Genomic DNA, 15,871 nt, shown 5'->3' on the forward strand with positions numbered 1-15,871 from the left:
GAAGGGGATGATGGCGTGCCAAACTGGACTCAAAAAATCAAACACACGGCCACCGACTGGCTATCGTTACCCCCCGATGCGTTGCTAAAGTCGCACCGGGTGACGTGCGTCGATGGCACGGAAGTAATAGTCGAGCATCTTCGCAAGCTCTTGCACGTATCGGTGGATGAAGTCTTATGTGACCTTGGAGATCGACGATTGAGAATCATTGGCGAGTCGTTTGAAGTGCTGCTTGTGACAGAGTCCGAACTCCATCTGAGGGGGCATGTCACTCGTCTCGAATATGTCAGGAGCGAGACACCATGAGGTGGCGCTCTGGTATCGGTTTACACCAGTCGCCTTGGTACAAGGCTGCCAAGTTGACGCTCCGTCTGCGCGGTCAGCGCGCAGATATCATGGTGGCACTGCTGCAACAGCAGGGTGTTGTGTTGGAGCAGATTGTTTGGCGACCCTATCTTGAAATTACGATTCGATTGTCCGATTTTTCTGCGGTGTATGCGCTTTGTCGGAGAGAACATGTGAAATTTCGAATTGTCCGTCGTTTCGGGGGGTTGTTCACACTGCGCCGATGGGCACAGCGAAGGGCCATGTTGGTCGGAGCGGGACTGTTCGTCATACTACTCTATCTCGCCTCTCAGATGATTTGGCGCGTGGATGTGAATGCCCCGAGTGCGGAGGTTGCAGAATCAGTCACAACGACGGCAGCGGATGCGGGGGTACGAGTTGGAGTTTGGAAACGTTCCCTCTCACCTCTGTCTCAATTGCAACAAAGCATTCTCGATTCATCCCGCGACGTAGCCTGGGTCGGTGTGCGTGTGGACGGTTCGGTAGCCCATCTACAAGTGATTCCGCGCATTGAGTCGCCTAAGGCTACCGCCCATCAACCCTCCAATATTATCGTTACCAAGCCAGCGGTCATTCTGGCTGTCCATGCAACTCGTGGCACCGCGTTGGTAAAGTCGGGAGAATTAGTGCGCGCTGGGCAGGTTGCCATCACAGGACAGCTGGGGGACGGTGCAGTGCAGGTTCCTGCTGGGGGCGAAGTGCTCGGAGAAGTTTGGTACAATTCGGAAGTGGAAGTGCCGCTGAAAGTGGCGCATGCGCAACTGTCAGGGGAGTTTGTTCAACGAGAGTATGTTTCTCTGGCCGGGTTGAGAATCCGCGTGTGGGGTTTCAAAGCTGTGCGCTATCGAGCAACTTATAGGCGTGAACAGGAAACGGATTGGGAGATATTAGGAAAGCGTTTGCCGGTGCAATGGGTGGAAGTTCGAGACTATGAAGTGCAACCCGCCGTTCTTTTGGAATCGGAGCGCCGAGCGCGTGAGGTGGCGCGCCATTTGGCTGCAGCAGACGTGCGTACCCTAACCAGTGAAGAGAGTCGAATTCTCAGCCAAATTGTTTTACATCGACAACTGAGGCATGGTACTCTATATGAGACCATTCTCACAAAGGTGGAAGAGGATATTGGGGCGCCTGCTCCTATACCAGCTGAGACCACGAAGAAAGAATCCGATAGCGTTCGAGGCTAAGTGAGGGAGTGGGTCTGCGGTTGACCACTGGAGTATCCGTCCGGAAGTGGACGTTTGCCAACAATGAGGAAGCAGTTGCCGTTCTGGGAACCAACGATTATTTACTAGAATTGTTAGAGGAATCGTTTGATGCGCGGTTGACCACGCGCGGAACAGAACTTTCGTTCGCGGGTCCGATTGAGGACCTAGACCGATTAATGGGACTACTTCGTGTGTTGACACAATTGGTTCACTTGGGAGTGCATCTGTCGCACGGTGATTATCGATACGCCATCGAATTGGCTCAGCGGGATGAGTTGGCCGAGTTAGTTCCCTTATATACGACCGAGATAGCTACCACCTTCAAAGGAAAGCCAGTGCGGGTAAAGACACTCGGTCAACGCCAATATGTCGAGAGCATTCGTCAACGGGAAGTTGTGTTTGGTGTTGGGCCCGCAGGTACCGGTAAGACGTATTTGGCGGTGGCGATGGCCGTCATGGCGCTCCGCCGAGGCGATGTCAAGCGGATTGTCCTGACTCGTCCAGCTGTGGAGGCAGGAGAGAAGTTAGGCTTTCTTCCGGGCGACATGCAGGAGAAGGTCGACCCGTATCTGCGGCCACTGTATGATGCACTGTATGACGTTTTCGGCTTGGAGCAGGTTCAGCGGGCACTTGAGCGTGGGAATATTGAAGTCGCTCCGCTCGCGTACATGCGCGGGAGGACATTGGACGACTCTTTCGTCATTCTCGATGAGGCCCAAAACACGACCGTCGAGCAGATGAAGATGTTCTTGACGCGCTTGGGATTTGGGAGTCAAATGGTCATTACGGGTGACATTACGCAAATTGACTTAGGGTATGGTAAGGAGTCGGGATTGGTTCAAGCAATTCGTGTTTTGGCGGACGTTCCAGGCATCGCATTTCATCATTTTTCTACGCAGGATGTGGTTCGCCACCATCTGGTTCAACGCATCATTGAAGCTTATGAAGCACATGCAGACACACTACATCCTGCCGACTGACTCATTTTGTGGGCGCGCACAGTAGCCCCGTATCTATGCAAGACAAGGAGATTTGTGAATGGCCACATCGCGGTGGTATCAGGTTGTCCGGAAGCTGCTGGACAACCCTGAGTTTCGTTCCTCGAGGCGAATTCGCGTCTTGCTATACGTCTTGTTGGCTGCGTTTGTGTATCTCATATTGCTGTCGTCTGTGCTCCCGCCTCGTTACCACTTGGCCGTAGGTCAGGTCAGCCCTGTCACCATTCGTTCACCCATCACCACGGTTGATACGCAAGCGACGAAGGCTGCGAAGCAAGCAGCGATGGACCGTGTGCCGAAGCAGTACGAGCAGTCTCCGCAGGTGGAGGCAACTGCGTTGCAGCAAGTCGACCAGCTGTATTCCACGGCTGTTCAAGATGTGTCTGATAAAAGCATGACGGCCAGTCAACGATTGGAGTCGCTAGAGGCTCTGGCCCCCCGTGGTGTCTCACCATCCACGCTGGAAGCGCTCTCTGGATTTACGCCGGAGGAAATCGGGATTTTGCAGAGCGTGTCCGAACGTATTGTAAAAGACTTGCTCAGCGTTCCTTTCTATCCAGAGTCTCTGCAGCAGGCGGGCTTGTTGGTGGACCGGCAGATGCTTAATTACGACCTGAACCGAGTCTCGCGGCTCATCGTGCAGAATGTCGTTACAAGCGTACTTCACCCCAACATGGTCTATCAGCAAAGCGCGACCGATGCAGCGCGGGCCGCAGCAGCGAAGAGTGTCTCGCCAGTGATGATTCATCAGGGCGAAGTCATTGTTACGAAGTATGGAATCATCACGAAGAATGTTCAAAGTCGGTTGAAAGATGTCGGACTGTACAGTGGTCAGACCGATTATGGAATGGTCTTCGGTTTTGCGTTGTTTGTGGCGCTCTCAATTGGTTTGTTAGCGGCCTACATTGAACGCAGGGACCGGCGGCGACGTCTTGATAACTTGATGCTCTTAATTTTGCTCTTGGTCTTCGTTTTGATTTCGGTGCTCATCGCACTGACCAAAGGCGTTGTAGATGCAGGTGGCCCATCGTCTATTCCGTTTTTGTTACCCATCTCGCTCGGGGCTATGTTGGTCGCCGTCATGATGGATGCGTCGCTTGCCGTCGTGACGTCCTTTTATTTTTCATTTCTCGTCGCCGCAGCGCTTGGATTTCAGTTTGAATACGTCTTGTTCAGCTTCGTGGGGTCGTTGGTGGGGGCGTACAGCGTTGGCAAGGTGACAAGCAGAGGTACCTTTATGCGGGCTGGATTTTTCGTATCTGGGGTCAATCTCTTGACAGTGGTCGCCATGCACTTGATGCAAATGGACAACGGAGCCTCGTTTCATGAATTTCTCGTACACAGTGGATTTGCCTTGTTGAACGGTGTCTTGAGTGCAGTCCTGGTAATGGGGATTCTCCCATTCTTTGAGACGACCTTTGGACTTTTGACGGCCATTCGACTGTTAGAATTGTCGAATCCAAACAATCCATTGCTGCGCAAAGTGCTCTTGGAAGCACCCGGAACGTATCATCACAGCTTGATTGTAGGAAACTTGGCCGAGGCGGCTGCGGAAATGGTGGGGGCAGATCCGCTCATTTGTCGTGTTGGTGCTTACTACCACGATGTCGGAAAGACGCGGCGTCCGATGTTTTTTGTTGAGAACCAAATGACGAAAGAGAACCCGCACGAAAAAATTGCTCCGAGTCTCAGCCATTTGATTATCACGTCACACGTCAGCGATGGTCTGGAAATGCAAGTTAAAGCTGGCTTACCTAAGCCCATTCAAGACATCTGCGCTACCCATCACGGCACAACGATTCTATGGTACTTTTACAACAAGGCTAAAGAACAGGATAAAAATGGAACAGTGAAAGTGGATGACTATCGATATGCCGGACCAAAGCCGAAAACGCGCGAGTGTGCGATTGTTATGATTTGCGACGCGGTCGAAGCGTCTGTGCGAAGCATGGCTAGGCCAACTCCCAATCGGGTGGAAGGTGTCATTCGAAAGATCATTCGCGACCGATTGCAGGACGGGCAGCTGGATGAATGCGACTTGACACTGCAAGATTTGGACGTGATGGTTTCGGCGTTTATGAAAACGTTGAAGGGAATTTATCACTCGCGCATCGAATATCCAGACATCGATAAACTGCGTAAGGAAGTGGCGAAGTGAGCGAAAATCGGTGTACGGTTGTCTGTGACTTTGAGGTGACTACACTTGAACGATGGAATTTAAAAGAAGAATTTGTTGCTTCTGTCTTGGCTGCTGCAGGCGAAGAGTTGGGAGTCTGTGGAGAAGTTTCGGTACTAGTGGTCGATGATTCTCGAATTCATCAATTGAACCGTGAATTTCGAGACGTGGACAGGCCTACGGATGTGTTGTCGTTCTCTCAGCTGGAAGGTGAATCCATGGGGGGGCTTCCTGAGGAACCAGTCCTACTGGGAGACATCGTAGTGTCTGCACCGACTGCAGTTCGACAGGCCGAAGAATATGGCCATACGGTCGCCCGGGAATTTGCGTTTTTACTTGTACACGGGTTTTTACATCTGCTTGGGTATGACCACGAAACCCCTGAAGAGGAAACGGAAATGTTTGCTCTTCAGGAAAAAATATTAGAGCGTCTATCGTTGGCGCGCAGGGTTTAAGAGCCCACAGGAAGAGAGGGCGTTGCGGCCTTGGAACCTAAAAAGAGGGCTCCTTTTCATCGCTCGTTAGGGTATGCGTGGCTTGGTGTGATATCGCATATGCAGAAAGAGCGGAATTTGCGCATTCATTTCGCGTTGCTCCAGTGTTTGACTGCATTTGATGTCGTAATTCAGCCTCCGCTTGGTGAAACTGCGCTAGGAGTCGTCGCTGCGGGAACGGTTATCGGCATGGAACTGGTCAACTCAGCCGTCGAAGCCTCGATTGATTTAATTGCTGGGGATCAGCGTCATCCGCTTGCGAAAGAAGCGAAAGATGCGGCAGCGGGTGCGGTCCTCGTGGTATCTGCGGCAGCCCTGATGGTCGCACTTTATCTAGCGCTCGCTAACTGGCCATGGCACGTCAATGTTCTCGTTCACGTCCGCTGGAAGAGTATGACTTTGATGGGTGGGTTCGATCTCGCTGCATGGATTGCCTGGTGGCGGGCTTCTGTGTTTGGGCGCACGCAGAACAGCCACTCTGCCTGATGGGTGTGAAGACTAAAGAAGTGGTGGAGGGATGTACGAATGGAACATTCGATGGATTCATTTCGTTCCGGATTCGTCGCCATTGTGGGGCGCCCAAATGTCGGGAAGTCGACGCTGCTGAATCATTTGATTGGACAAAAAGTTGCCATTATGTCGAACCGGGCTCAGACGACTCGAAACGCTATACGCGGAGTTATGACCCGCTCTGACGCGCAGGTCATTTTCATTGATACGCCGGGGATTCATCAACCGAAGCATCTTCTCGGCGAGCGCATGATGGATGCGGCTCTTCAAACGTTACAAGAAGTGGATGTCGTCCTGATGGTGGTTGATGCGACGGAAAGTGGCATTCACAAAGATGCTCCTGTCTTAGAACTGCTGAAGGATGTAACCACACCCGTTTATTTGGTGTTGAACAAAGTAGACCGTATCAAAAAAGAGCAGTTGCTTCCGCTGATTGCGTCTTATCATAAAGCGCGTTCGTTTCAAGAAGTGATTCCCGTCTCCGCATTGACGGGAACACAGTTGGACGAATTGGTTCAGTTGATTGTTGAAGCACTTCCGGTCGGGCCAAAATATTATCCGGATGGGATGGTGACGGATCACCCAGAAGCATTTATCATTGCCGAAATGGTTCGCGAAAAAGTTCTCCACCTGACTCGCGAGGAAATTCCTCATTCCATCATGGTCGACATAGAGTCGATGGAGCGGCGCAGCAATGGTACGCTTTACGTCAACGCCATCATCTACACCGAGCGTACGAGCCAAAAAGGCATCCTGATTGGAAAAGACGGCGCCATGCTGAAACGCGTGGGAGAACTTGCGCGGCATGAATTGGAGCGTCTGCTTGGTATGCGGATGTTTCTGGAACTGTGGGTGAAGGTGAAGAAAGATTGGCGCAATGAGCCCTCAATGCTTCGCCGCATCGGGCTTTCAGAATAGCGTTGGTGGGTTGGCACACACTGCTCTCCCAGCCGATTCATAGTATATCGGTATGGCCGAACGAGACCCTAAGTAAAGAGGTAGGCGCTTTCCGACACGAGACCCGACAACAAAGGAGTTGAGTTCGGTTGCGAGACTTTACGTGGAAGGTCTTTACGCTGACTGGGGACATTGATGCATACATGCTGTACAGAACGTTGGAGGACGAAGACGAGGAAGTGGACGAAGATTCCTTGGAGACGGATGAACAGGTTTTGCATTGACTCGTTTTTGTTCAATCCCGCGAAAGTGGAGGCGTGGATACCGGTGCAGCAAAATGTGACAGCCATCGTCTTGCGTAGTCGACCTTATGGAGAATCTCATACAACGTTGCAACTGTTGACAGAGGCCGGGTCTCTATCGGCCATGGCGAGAGGGGCTAAAAAACCGCAGAGTCGCCTGCGTGCTGCCACCGCCATGTGTGCGAAGGCGGTTTTTACAATTCGTCGCGGCTCGGGCATGGCGACCGTTCTTCAGGCGGAGGTGCTGGATTCGCATCGAGGTATCCACGAGTCTCTGGACAAGGCGGCTTACGCCGCCTATTTTTGTGATCTCGCTGGAGCAGCTGCCCCTCCCTATCCAGACGGGGGACGGGATGCCTTTGTACTCTTGGACGCGCTGTTGACGCGCCTTGACGCAGATACCCAGACGGAGATAGATAGATTGGGGGCGCTGGCCCGCTTCTTAGAGATAAAAATTTTGCGCCTGGTTGGGGCGAATCCATCCTATGAATTCTGCGGAGAGTGCGGTAACGCGCTAATGGAGCAGCCGTCGGTTGGCTATGTTGTGTCGAGGGGAGCCTTTTTTTGCCGTCAGTGTCTCTTGAAACTGCCCATCCTGCGCTCCATGGAGGTTCCCGGGAAGGTGATGCAGGTGATTGACGCGATGGATAAAGTTCCTTATACACAATTGGGCCAGTTGCGGTTGTCTCCAGTTACGATCCGCCTGCTTCGCCAAGTTCTCCGCCTGCAACTTTCCGAATACGCTGGCATCTCTCCGAAATCGGGAAAAGTGTTGGAAGAGATTTTACGGTCGTTCGGAGAATGGGATTCTCCTTCAGGTGACTCTTCTGTTGATGCACGCGGTGGGGACGAGGTAAACGGAAGTTAACGGACTGGCCATGACTCGGCTGAGCCATGCATCCACGCATGAATTTCGCTATACTGAATACACTTGGCAATCTGACCAGAGAAGAGGAATACGGCGGGGTCGGTAGGTTCGGACGAGATCGCAAACTTATAGGATAGGTCGTGATGTTCATCGAATTGACAAAGCGTCAGGCTGCGATTGTGGAGTTGGTGAAGCATCGTGGCCCTATCACCAGCGAGCAGATTGCGGAGACCTTATCGGTTGCCAAAGCCACTTTGCGTCCAGATTTGTCGGTGCTTACGATGGCTGGATTTTTGCAGGCACGGCCCCGCGTGGGTTATTACTATAGTGGAGTGCCGATGCACAGTGAGTTGATGACGGTTCTCGGCTCTCTGCGCGTCCAGGACTATAAGTCGGTGCCTGTTGTACTGTCGGACAAAAGTACAGTTTATGATGCGATTGTTACCATGTTTATGGAAGATGTCGGAACGATTATTATTGCACGAGACGGATTGCTGCAAGGCGTAGTCTCTCGCAAAGACCTTTTAAAAGTTGCTATCAGTGGCGGTGAACTGCAAAAAATACCAGTCAATCTCGCTATGACGAGAATTCCTCATGTGATATCGATTGAACTTGAAGCGTCGCTCTTTCAAGCGGCATCGCTGATGGTTCTCCATGAAATTGATTCGCTGCCAGTGGTTCGCTCTTCAGAAGTTGGTCTGGAAGTACTGGGCCGTGTTTCGAAGACCACCATTACACGTGCATTCGTCGAACTGGGGCAAGGCCCGCGCGCCATCGCGCGAGGTTCGCAGACGCTGGAATTGGAGGATGAATAGGGTGGATTCTGTGGGTCCAATTGTCTACTTAGTGTCAGACTCCGTCGGAGAGACTGCCGAGGCAGTGGTGCGAGCGACAGCTAGCCAATTCAACGGCGGACAGGTTCTCTTGCGTCGGGTGGCGCACGTGGCTACGGAAGAAGCTCTGATGGAGGCGGTCGATCGCGCGGTTGAAGAAAATGCGTTGATTGCGTATACCATTGTCGTGCCTAGGCTGCGTGAAGTCATGCTGCGCCTAGCAGCGGAGCGTAAAGTGGCGGCAGTCGACATCATGGGTCCGATGGTCAGTGCGTTCGAGCAGCTCGTCGGTCATCCGCCCCATCTAAAAGCGGGGTTAGTCCATCAATTAGACGCTGACTACTTTCGTCGAGTGGATGCTATCGAATTTGCGGTCAAATATGACGACGGTCGAGATCCGCGTGGATTGGAGAAGGCTGACATTATTATCGTCGGTGTTTCGAGAACTTCGAAAACTCCTCTGAGCATGTATCTCGCACACAAACGGATGCGTGTGGCCAATGTTCCTCTCGTTCCGGAAGTTGCGCCGCCCGAAGAATTGTTTCACTTAGAAGCGCCACATCGCATTGTCGGACTGACCATCCGCAAGGAGGAACTCAACCGCATCCGCCAGGCGAGACTGAAGGCACTCGGCTTGACAGCGGATGCAAGCTACGCGAGTCCAGAGCGCATCGCCGAGGAGCTGGACTACGCACATCGAGTCATGGAGAGACTTCGCTGTCCGGTCATTGATGTGAGCGACCGCGCGGTTGAAGAAACTGCACATCTGATTTTGGATTTGGTATCGAGACCCGACACGAAGTCTTTGCAAGAACATTGATGCTTCGATGGCGCGTTTACTACGGTGTGGTCGAATGACACTGATAGGTCCCTGCGATGCATGGTTGACGCACAGTGAGCACTCGATGCGGTAACGTTCAATGCCATTTGCGCTGTGGGCTAGTAGGTAGGATGTTGGCATAGAGCCAGCGTCCTTTTGATTTTTTATGCGCAGTGGGCATAGTTGTCAAATAGACTGACCATGCTAGACGATATGTAAAGGAAAGACAGGGCATTGTCTAGGCGTTACCAGGGGGACAAGGTACTCGTGAGAGCGGGCGGCCTGCCGTGTTGATTTTTGTGTCGAAGGAGGAAATGTATCGCTCTTTGTAGAATACTATTCGATGAGTGCAGCGTTCAAGCGCGCGCAGCTTAATCATCAAGAAGCCAGCGCCGTAGAGTGGGTGGTTTGTTTGCAGCGGTTGCCCGAAGAGTTTTTGGAGGAACTGCGGCGGCGTGTCGATATTGTCGACCTCATCTCAGAACATGTGCAGCTGCGCAAAACAGGGCGCTCTTTCATTGGTCTGTGTCCGTTTCACAATGAACGGTCACCGTCCATGTCAGTGTCCTCGGAACGCCAAATGTTTCATTGCTTCGGATGCGGCGCAGGGGGAACCGTCATTCGCTTTGTAATGGACATTGAGGGAATTTCGTTCCCGGAAGCTGTGGAAAAGTTAGCTGTGAGAGCCAATCTTTCGTTGCCCGTTGGCTTCAACCATACATCGGGTGAAGTAGCGAAGACCGAGTTGGCTGAGCGAGTACGGACTGCCAATGAACTTGCGGTGAAGTTCTATGCTCATATTCTAATGAATTCAGACGTTGGAGCGCAAGCCCTTGCGTATTTGAATCGTCGAGAAGTTTCTCGCTCCACGGCTGTGTCTTTTCAATTAGGCTATGCACCAAAGCAGGCAGATGTCCTGATGAACTTTTTACAGCGCCGTGGGTTCACCATGGAGGAGTTGGAGACGGCTGGCCTGGTCGTAGAAGTGGGTGGCCGCTTTGTAGACCGTTTCCGACATCGACTGATGGTCCCCATCACGAACGTGCGTGGTCAGGTGGTCGCCTTTGCTGGTCGTGCATTAGCTGCAGATGCGAAACCCAAGTATCTAAATTCCCCAGAGACACCTGTGTTTCGTAAGAGCGTCACGCTGTTTCATCATTTTGACGCTCGTAAAGCTATCCGTCGCAAGCGCCAAGCGTATCTTTTGGAAGGATACATGGATGTGATTGCGGCGAAACAGGCAGGTTTGGAAGCCGTTGTGGCCACGATGGGCACTTCGTTGACGCCTGAGCAGGCCAGCTTGTTGAAACGTGATTGTGACACTGTCGTGGTCGTCTACGATGGAGACTCGGCCGGGATTGCTGCGGCTCGCCGGGCTCTCGACATACTCGAGGAAGCAGAACTCGAGGTGCGAATTGTCCAATTGCCGGGTGGTCTAGACCCAGACGAGTACATTCGGACTCACGGCAAAGCGGCTTTTGTTCGAGAGGTATCGGTGTATGTCTTGACGCCACTGCAATTTCTCTTGCGCCGCTTGCGTCAGGAATCCGATTTGCTGTCTCCAGCAGGGCGAACCGCTTTTTTGAGACAGGCGATGGAGGTCGTAGCGGATCGAGCGACGCCTATTGAAGCAGAGTCAGAGTTGCGAAATTTGTCACAGGAATTTGAGCTGTCGATGGAATCTTTGAAGGAAGAAATGCATCTCGTCGCGAAGAAATCGCAGAAGCGCAAGATGTCGCATCGACAGTCGCAGGAGAACAAAACGCAACCTTTGCCAAAAGGGTTTATTGAAGCAGGCCAGCGTATCTTGCAAATGTTGATGAGTGATGCCAGGACACTCGCTTTCATAGAGGCGTACGACTTGGATGAACTGGCTACACCGGAACAAACCGCATTGTTGGCCATGTTGTGTGGGTGGCGTGCAGAGACAGTACGTATCAGCTTATCCACGTTTGTCGATGAAATCGACAGTCCTGATGTGCGGAAATTAGCTTCGGCTCTGGTGCTTGACGAACTTCCCGAGTACGACGAAATCCTCTTGGCGGACTACGTGCGCAAAGTGCGGGCGTACTTACTAGAGACACAGTATAAAAATGCGGTGAGTCATTTAATCTCAGCGCAAATTGCTGGAGAGACCGAAATGGTAACGGAGATAAAGAGTCAGGTCGATGCGCTGCTGCGCGAGATGGAGGCTCTAAAGTCACCCCATACTGGACATCATCCGCCAAGTGGGGGTCAGGAGGCCAGGACGAGATGAAAGCAACCGATCACAAACTTCGCGATGAAGAGTCCACTCGCCTGTTGCAGTCGGCCAAAGCAGTTTTGGTCGATCTCGGTAAGAAACGCGGTTGGCTCACGTATGATGAAATTGGCAATCGCCTGGCGGAATTCGCCATGTCGACCGATGCCATGGATGAGTTCTTTGATCAGCTCACAGAGCATGGTATCGAAGTGGTGAATGAGCGACAGACGGAGCAGGCGCGCGAACTCGGAGACGAAGAAGAAGTCGACGAGGGGCCGGGGCGCGCCGAGTTAGAGAGTGATGACTCCGACGGAGCCTTTGATTTGAACGATTTGACCATGCCGCCTGGCATCAAAATCAGCGACCCTGTTCGCATGTATCTTAAGGAAATTGGTCGAGTACCGCTACTCTCCGCCGCAGATGAGATTCAACTGGCGATGCGCATTGAAGAGGGCGACGAAGAAGCAAAACGGCGACTGGCAGAAGCGAATCTCCGGTTGGTGGTATCCATCGCAAAACGCTATGTCGGGCGCGGAATGCTGTTTCTCGATTTAATTCAAGAGGGCAATCTTGGCCTTATCAAAGCGGTAGAGAAATTTGATTACAGCAAAGGCTATAAATTTAGCACCTATGCTACGTGGTGGATTCGCCAAGCCATCACCAGAGCGATTGCCGATCAAGCGAGAACCATTCGCATTCCGGTGCACATGGTGGAGACTATCAACAAGTTGATTCGCATCTCTCGACAACTGCTGCAAGAACTCGGACGTGAGCCAACTGCGGAAGAGATTGCGGCGGAAATGGAAATGACTGCCGATAAGGTCCGAGAGATTCAAAAAATTGCTCAAGAGCCCGTGTCGTTGGAGACACCCATTGGAGAAGAAGACGACTCTCACTTGGGGGACTTTATCCCAGACGATGAGGCACCAGCACCAGCGGATGCTGCGGCGTATGAACTTCTCAAGGAACAGTTGGAAGACGTGCTCGACACCTTGACGGAACGCGAAGAAAATGTCCTGCGGCTCCGGTTTGGTTTAGACGATGGCCGCACGCGAACACTCGAAGAAGTCGGGAAGGTTTTTGGCGTGACGCGCGAGCGCATCCGTCAAATTGAAGCGAAAGCATTGCGCAAGCTTCGTCATCCCAGTCGCAGCAAGCGGCTCAAGGACTTCTTGGAATAAGTAAACAGCGCATTGCTGTGGCTTGCATCTGCATCAATGACACTAGGGCGAACCCGTCGGGAGCGCCCTGGTCTTTTGTTCGGCGCCGATTTGTTTTCTAGCTTATCACATCCTGCTTGGCAAATGGTGTCGGATTCTGCAGGTTGCAAGCGTTTTCGAGAAATCGATATAATCTCTTTGAAGGGAAAGAGGAGGAGTACCAGTGGAGTTTGATTTTACGTCTGAACAGAAAATGATTCGTGATACTGTCCGGGAGTTTGCACGAGCAGAAATTGCTCCAATTGCCGCAGAGTTGGACCGCACCGAACGATTCCCTATTGAATTGTTTGAAAAAATGGGCAAACTGGGGTTTTTGGGTCTGCCTATTCCTGAAGAATACGGCGGCAGCGGGGCAGACTTTTTGAGTTATTGTTTGGCATTGGAGGAACTCGGACAGACGTGTGCCGGGACAGCTCTCAGCTTTGAAGCGCACGTCTCACTCGCCTGTATGCCGATACTGCACTTTGGCACAGAGGAGCAAAAGCAGAAATATTTAGTGCCACTGGCAAAAGGGGAAGCTCTCGGGTCGTTTGGGTTGACCGAGACTGGTGCCGGATCGGACGCAGGTGGAACACGCACTACGGCCAAACGAGACGGTGACGAATGGGTTTTGAATGGGACAAAAATATACAATACTAATGGCGGCTACGCAAAATTTGTGGTTTTGACGGCTGTCACGGATAAGGAGTCGCGCGGCATCAGTGCCTTCATCGTGCCGACGAGCGCGAAAGGATTTTCAGTCAGTAAGGCGTACGATAAAATGGGGATGCGTGCATCGAACACGGTCGAACTGATTTTAGAAGATGTGCGGATTCCCGAGGAAAACTTACTGGGCCCTCTGCACAAAGGGTTCCGCCAATTTTTGTCGACGCTCGATAACGGTCGCGTGGCCATTGCGGCACTGGCTGTTGGCATTGCTCAAGCAGCCTTGGATACTGCACTTTCATACAGTAAAGAGAGGACGCAATTCGGGAAACCGATTTCTAAGTTTCAATCCGTTTCGAACAAGCTGGCAGACATGGCGATGCATCTGGACTTGGCTAGGAATGCGGTTTACAAGGCGGCTTGGATGTACGATATGAAACGCCCATACACCAAAGAAGCGTCGTACGCAAAGTTGTTTGCATCTGAGATGTGCACCAAGACGTGTTTGGATGCCATTCAAATTTTGGGCGGGAATGGTTACATGAAGGAATACCCAGTTGAGCGTCACCTTCGCGATGCGAAGCTTATTGAAATCGGCGAAGGTACTTCAGAGGTGCAACGACTCGTCATTGCCCGTCAGTTGGGTTGCTGACAAGTCGTTTCCAGCCGTTGGTTCCGTCGTTCACCGTGTGTCGCAGGCAGTCTTCTTCTTATGGAGTGCGCTGGTTGCCAAGGAACGGAGGGAGATGTGACGATGTGGACAGGGATTCTCTTTGTGGCCGTCGTTCCCGTTTCCCTATATCTCTTGCTTCGCCGCAGTGGGGAGTTGCTCATAGCGCGGGGCAACAGAGCGATTCCTGTTCCGGCCGATGTCGGCATTGTTCTTGGCGCCTATACGGATGGCTATCATCCCTCGCCTCCGCTGACGAAGCGTCTCTATGTAGCGCTGCAGTTGTACCGCCAAGGCTTGGTTCGCGCCTTGATTGTCAGCGGCGGGCGTGGCGACGACGAAACGGTGACGGAGTCGAAGTCCATGAAGCGTTTTCTAATCATCAACGGAGTTCCTTCGAATGTCATTTTTGAGGAACGTGCTTCGGTAGACACATGGGAGAACATCCGGAATTCTTCTGCGTTGATGCGCCAGCTTGGATTTCAAACCGCGATTATTGTCACGAGCGATTATCACTTGCCGAGAGCCCTCGCGGTGGCACGTCGTCTACACATCGATGTGAGCGGCTGTCCGGCGCCATCCGGGTCGCGCGAAAAGCGCTTTGCCATGCGCGAAGTTTTAGCCCGCATTCAATACACGTTGCAAGGCAAAACCCCGCTTGTCTAGTGATGAGAGGACGGGCGAGTTACCCGTCAGACCACGGCGAGTAGAAAGCATCCTTTTGCAGTCAGTGAGGTACAACCATTTTGTCACATTGCGAAGAGTTGTCCTATAGCGCATCCAAGACGCCCTTAAGCTCGTTGTCTTCGCGGCTTCTCTGGCTGGCCAACCATGTACCCATGAACAGCCGCGTTGTCGATGTGGGCGCAGACCATGCTTTACTGTCTCTGTATCTGGTTGAGTCCGGTATCAGTCCTTTCGTTATTGCGTCGGAAGTGGCAGAGGGTCCCTTGACGGTGGCAAAGAAAAACGTGGAAAGCCGACGGCTCCAGCACCTTATCGATGTTCGCCACGGAGATGGCCTTTGCACCGTTGCCCCTGGGGAAGTCTCCGTCGCGGTGCTGGCTGGTATGGGTGGATCCACGATGCTTGAAATTTTTCAACGTTCGCCTCGCGTCGTGGAGAACTTGCCGTGCTTGTTGCTGCAGCCGATGAGTGACTCTGGACCGTTGCGCCATTGGTTGCGGACCGTTGGTTTTGTACTCGTGGATGAGGCAGTGTTGCACGAGAAGCAGCGAATTTACGAATTAATAGCCGCATCGCGTGTTTCCCATGCGGCGAATTCACGGGCTGACTGCTTGGTTCCTCGCGAAGATTCTCTGAGCGATCCGCTCTACGCACCGTTCACGGCTTCTCCTGCATGGGTTTGGTTTGCTGAGCGTTTCGGACCGCTCAATCTTAGGCGGGGAGACGCTATCACGCGGTTATGGGTCGAGCAGGAAATTGTGTCATGGCGGCGAATTCTGAGGTCTCTCAGATCTGCGAAAGAACCCTTCAAGAATGGGCGCGAGGCCGAATTCCGTCAGAAAATTGAGGTGGCTAGCGACTGGCTGGAGCAGCGTGATCGATGTTCCGATGGATCGGTACGACCAGATTCTCCAGCGAACTAGGGCTTGCCGCTTCAGGGCTACACGCGCTATACTGTG

The 15,871-nt window shown here is 52.5% G+C and carries 16 protein-coding genes; all 16 read left to right on the forward strand.

What is annotated here, in order from left to right:
• The first annotated feature begins 15 nt into the window (after window positions 1-15).
• Window positions 16-306 (forward strand): YabP/YqfC family sporulation protein, encoded by a 291-nt coding sequence (locus tag M4I36_RS05100; protein ID WP_258110632.1) that lies wholly within the window; start codon window positions 16-18, stop codon window positions 304-306.
• On the forward strand, window positions 303-1,529 hold the full coding sequence (locus tag M4I36_RS05105; protein ID WP_258110633.1) for a sporulation protein YqfD: 1,227 nt from the start codon (window positions 303-305) through the stop codon (window positions 1,527-1,529). Before M4I36_RS05100 ends, M4I36_RS05105 begins: the two co-directional genes overlap by 4 nt.
• Window positions 1,530-1,549: 20 nt before the next feature.
• Window positions 1,550-2,530 (forward strand): PhoH family protein, encoded by a 981-nt coding sequence (locus M4I36_RS05110; RefSeq protein WP_258110634.1) that lies wholly within the window; start codon window positions 1,550-1,552, stop codon window positions 2,528-2,530.
• A 58-nt stretch (window positions 2,531-2,588) separates the two neighbouring features.
• Window positions 2,589-4,706: an HD family phosphohydrolase gene (locus M4I36_RS05115; RefSeq protein WP_258110635.1), complete on the forward strand. Its 2,118-nt coding sequence runs from the start codon at window positions 2,589-2,591 to the stop codon at window positions 4,704-4,706.
• Window positions 4,703-5,179: an rRNA maturation RNase YbeY gene (ybeY, locus tag M4I36_RS05120; RefSeq protein ID WP_258110636.1), complete on the forward strand. Its 477-nt coding sequence runs from the start codon at window positions 4,703-4,705 to the stop codon at window positions 5,177-5,179. Before M4I36_RS05115 ends, ybeY begins: the two co-directional genes overlap by 4 nt.
• Before the next feature lie 30 nt (window positions 5,180-5,209).
• Window positions 5,210-5,704 (forward strand): diacylglycerol kinase, encoded by a 495-nt coding sequence (locus M4I36_RS05125; protein WP_258110637.1) that lies wholly within the window; start codon window positions 5,210-5,212, stop codon window positions 5,702-5,704.
• A gap of 39 nt (window positions 5,705-5,743) precedes the next feature.
• On the forward strand, window positions 5,744-6,646 hold the full coding sequence (gene era, locus M4I36_RS05130) for a GTPase Era (protein ID WP_258110638.1): 903 nt from the start codon (window positions 5,744-5,746) through the stop codon (window positions 6,644-6,646).
• 128 nt (window positions 6,647-6,774) lie between these two features.
• Complete coding sequence (locus M4I36_RS05135) at window positions 6,775-6,909, forward strand: YqzL family protein (RefSeq protein ID WP_258110639.1); 135 nt, start codon at window positions 6,775-6,777, stop codon at window positions 6,907-6,909.
• Between the two features lie 43 nt (window positions 6,910-6,952).
• Window positions 6,953-7,795: a DNA repair protein RecO gene (recO, locus tag M4I36_RS05140; protein WP_258110640.1), complete on the forward strand. Its 843-nt coding sequence runs from the start codon at window positions 6,953-6,955 to the stop codon at window positions 7,793-7,795.
• A gap of 143 nt (window positions 7,796-7,938) precedes the next feature.
• On the forward strand, window positions 7,939-8,610 hold the full coding sequence (gene ccpN / locus M4I36_RS05145; RefSeq protein ID WP_258110641.1) for a transcriptional regulator CcpN: 672 nt from the start codon (window positions 7,939-7,941) through the stop codon (window positions 8,608-8,610).
• Window positions 8,603-9,448, forward strand: coding sequence for a pyruvate, water dikinase regulatory protein (locus M4I36_RS05150; protein ID WP_258110642.1), 846 nt, complete (start codon window positions 8,603-8,605; stop codon window positions 9,446-9,448). Before ccpN ends, M4I36_RS05150 begins: the two co-directional genes overlap by 8 nt.
• 343 nt (window positions 9,449-9,791) lie before the next feature.
• On the forward strand, window positions 9,792-11,705 hold the full coding sequence (gene dnaG, locus M4I36_RS05155; protein ID WP_258110643.1) for a DNA primase: 1,914 nt from the start codon (window positions 9,792-9,794) through the stop codon (window positions 11,703-11,705).
• Window positions 11,702-12,871: an RNA polymerase sigma factor RpoD gene (gene rpoD / locus M4I36_RS05160; protein ID WP_258110644.1), complete on the forward strand. Its 1,170-nt coding sequence runs from the start codon at window positions 11,702-11,704 to the stop codon at window positions 12,869-12,871. Before dnaG ends, rpoD begins: the two co-directional genes overlap by 4 nt.
• A gap of 202 nt (window positions 12,872-13,073) precedes the next feature.
• Window positions 13,074-14,207 (forward strand): acyl-CoA dehydrogenase family protein, encoded by a 1,134-nt coding sequence (locus M4I36_RS05165; protein WP_258110645.1) that lies wholly within the window; start codon window positions 13,074-13,076, stop codon window positions 14,205-14,207.
• 102 nt (window positions 14,208-14,309) lie between these two features.
• Window positions 14,310-14,891, forward strand: a complete 582-nt coding sequence (locus M4I36_RS05170; RefSeq protein WP_258110646.1) for a YdcF family protein — start codon at window positions 14,310-14,312, stop codon at window positions 14,889-14,891.
• Between the two features lie 80 nt (window positions 14,892-14,971).
• Entirely contained in the window at window positions 14,972-15,835 is an 864-nt protein-coding gene (locus M4I36_RS05175) for a tRNA (adenine(22)-N(1))-methyltransferase (RefSeq protein WP_258110647.1), read from the forward strand.
• Window positions 15,836-15,871 lie beyond the last annotated feature (36 nt).

The organism is Alicyclobacillus sp. SP_1 (assembly GCF_024706985.1).
Lineage (GTDB): Bacteria > Bacillota > Bacilli > Alicyclobacillales > Alicyclobacillaceae > Alicyclobacillus_I.

Excerpts from the sequence above, each read along its gene's own strand:
- M4I36_RS05105 (WP_258110633.1), top strand. The coding sequence starts at position 303 with ATGAGGTGGCGCTCTGGTATCGGTTTACACCAGTCGCCTTGGTACAAG.
- M4I36_RS05115 (WP_258110635.1), top strand. The coding sequence starts at position 2,589 with ATGGCCACATCGCGGTGGTATCAGGTTGTCCGGAAGCTGCTGGACAAC.
- era (WP_258110638.1), top strand. The coding sequence starts at position 5,744 with ATGGAACATTCGATGGATTCATTTCGTTCCGGATTCGTCGCCATTGTG.
- ccpN (WP_258110641.1), top strand. The coding sequence starts at position 7,939 with ATGTTCATCGAATTGACAAAGCGTCAGGCTGCGATTGTGGAGTTGGTG.
- M4I36_RS05150 (WP_258110642.1), top strand. The coding sequence starts at position 8,603 with ATGAATAGGGTGGATTCTGTGGGTCCAATTGTCTACTTAGTGTCAGAC.
- dnaG (WP_258110643.1), top strand. The coding sequence starts at position 9,792 with ATGAGTGCAGCGTTCAAGCGCGCGCAGCTTAATCATCAAGAAGCCAGC.
- rpoD (WP_258110644.1), top strand. The coding sequence starts at position 11,702 with ATGAAAGCAACCGATCACAAACTTCGCGATGAAGAGTCCACTCGCCTG.
- M4I36_RS05170 (WP_258110646.1), top strand. The coding sequence starts at position 14,310 with ATGTGGACAGGGATTCTCTTTGTGGCCGTCGTTCCCGTTTCCCTATAT.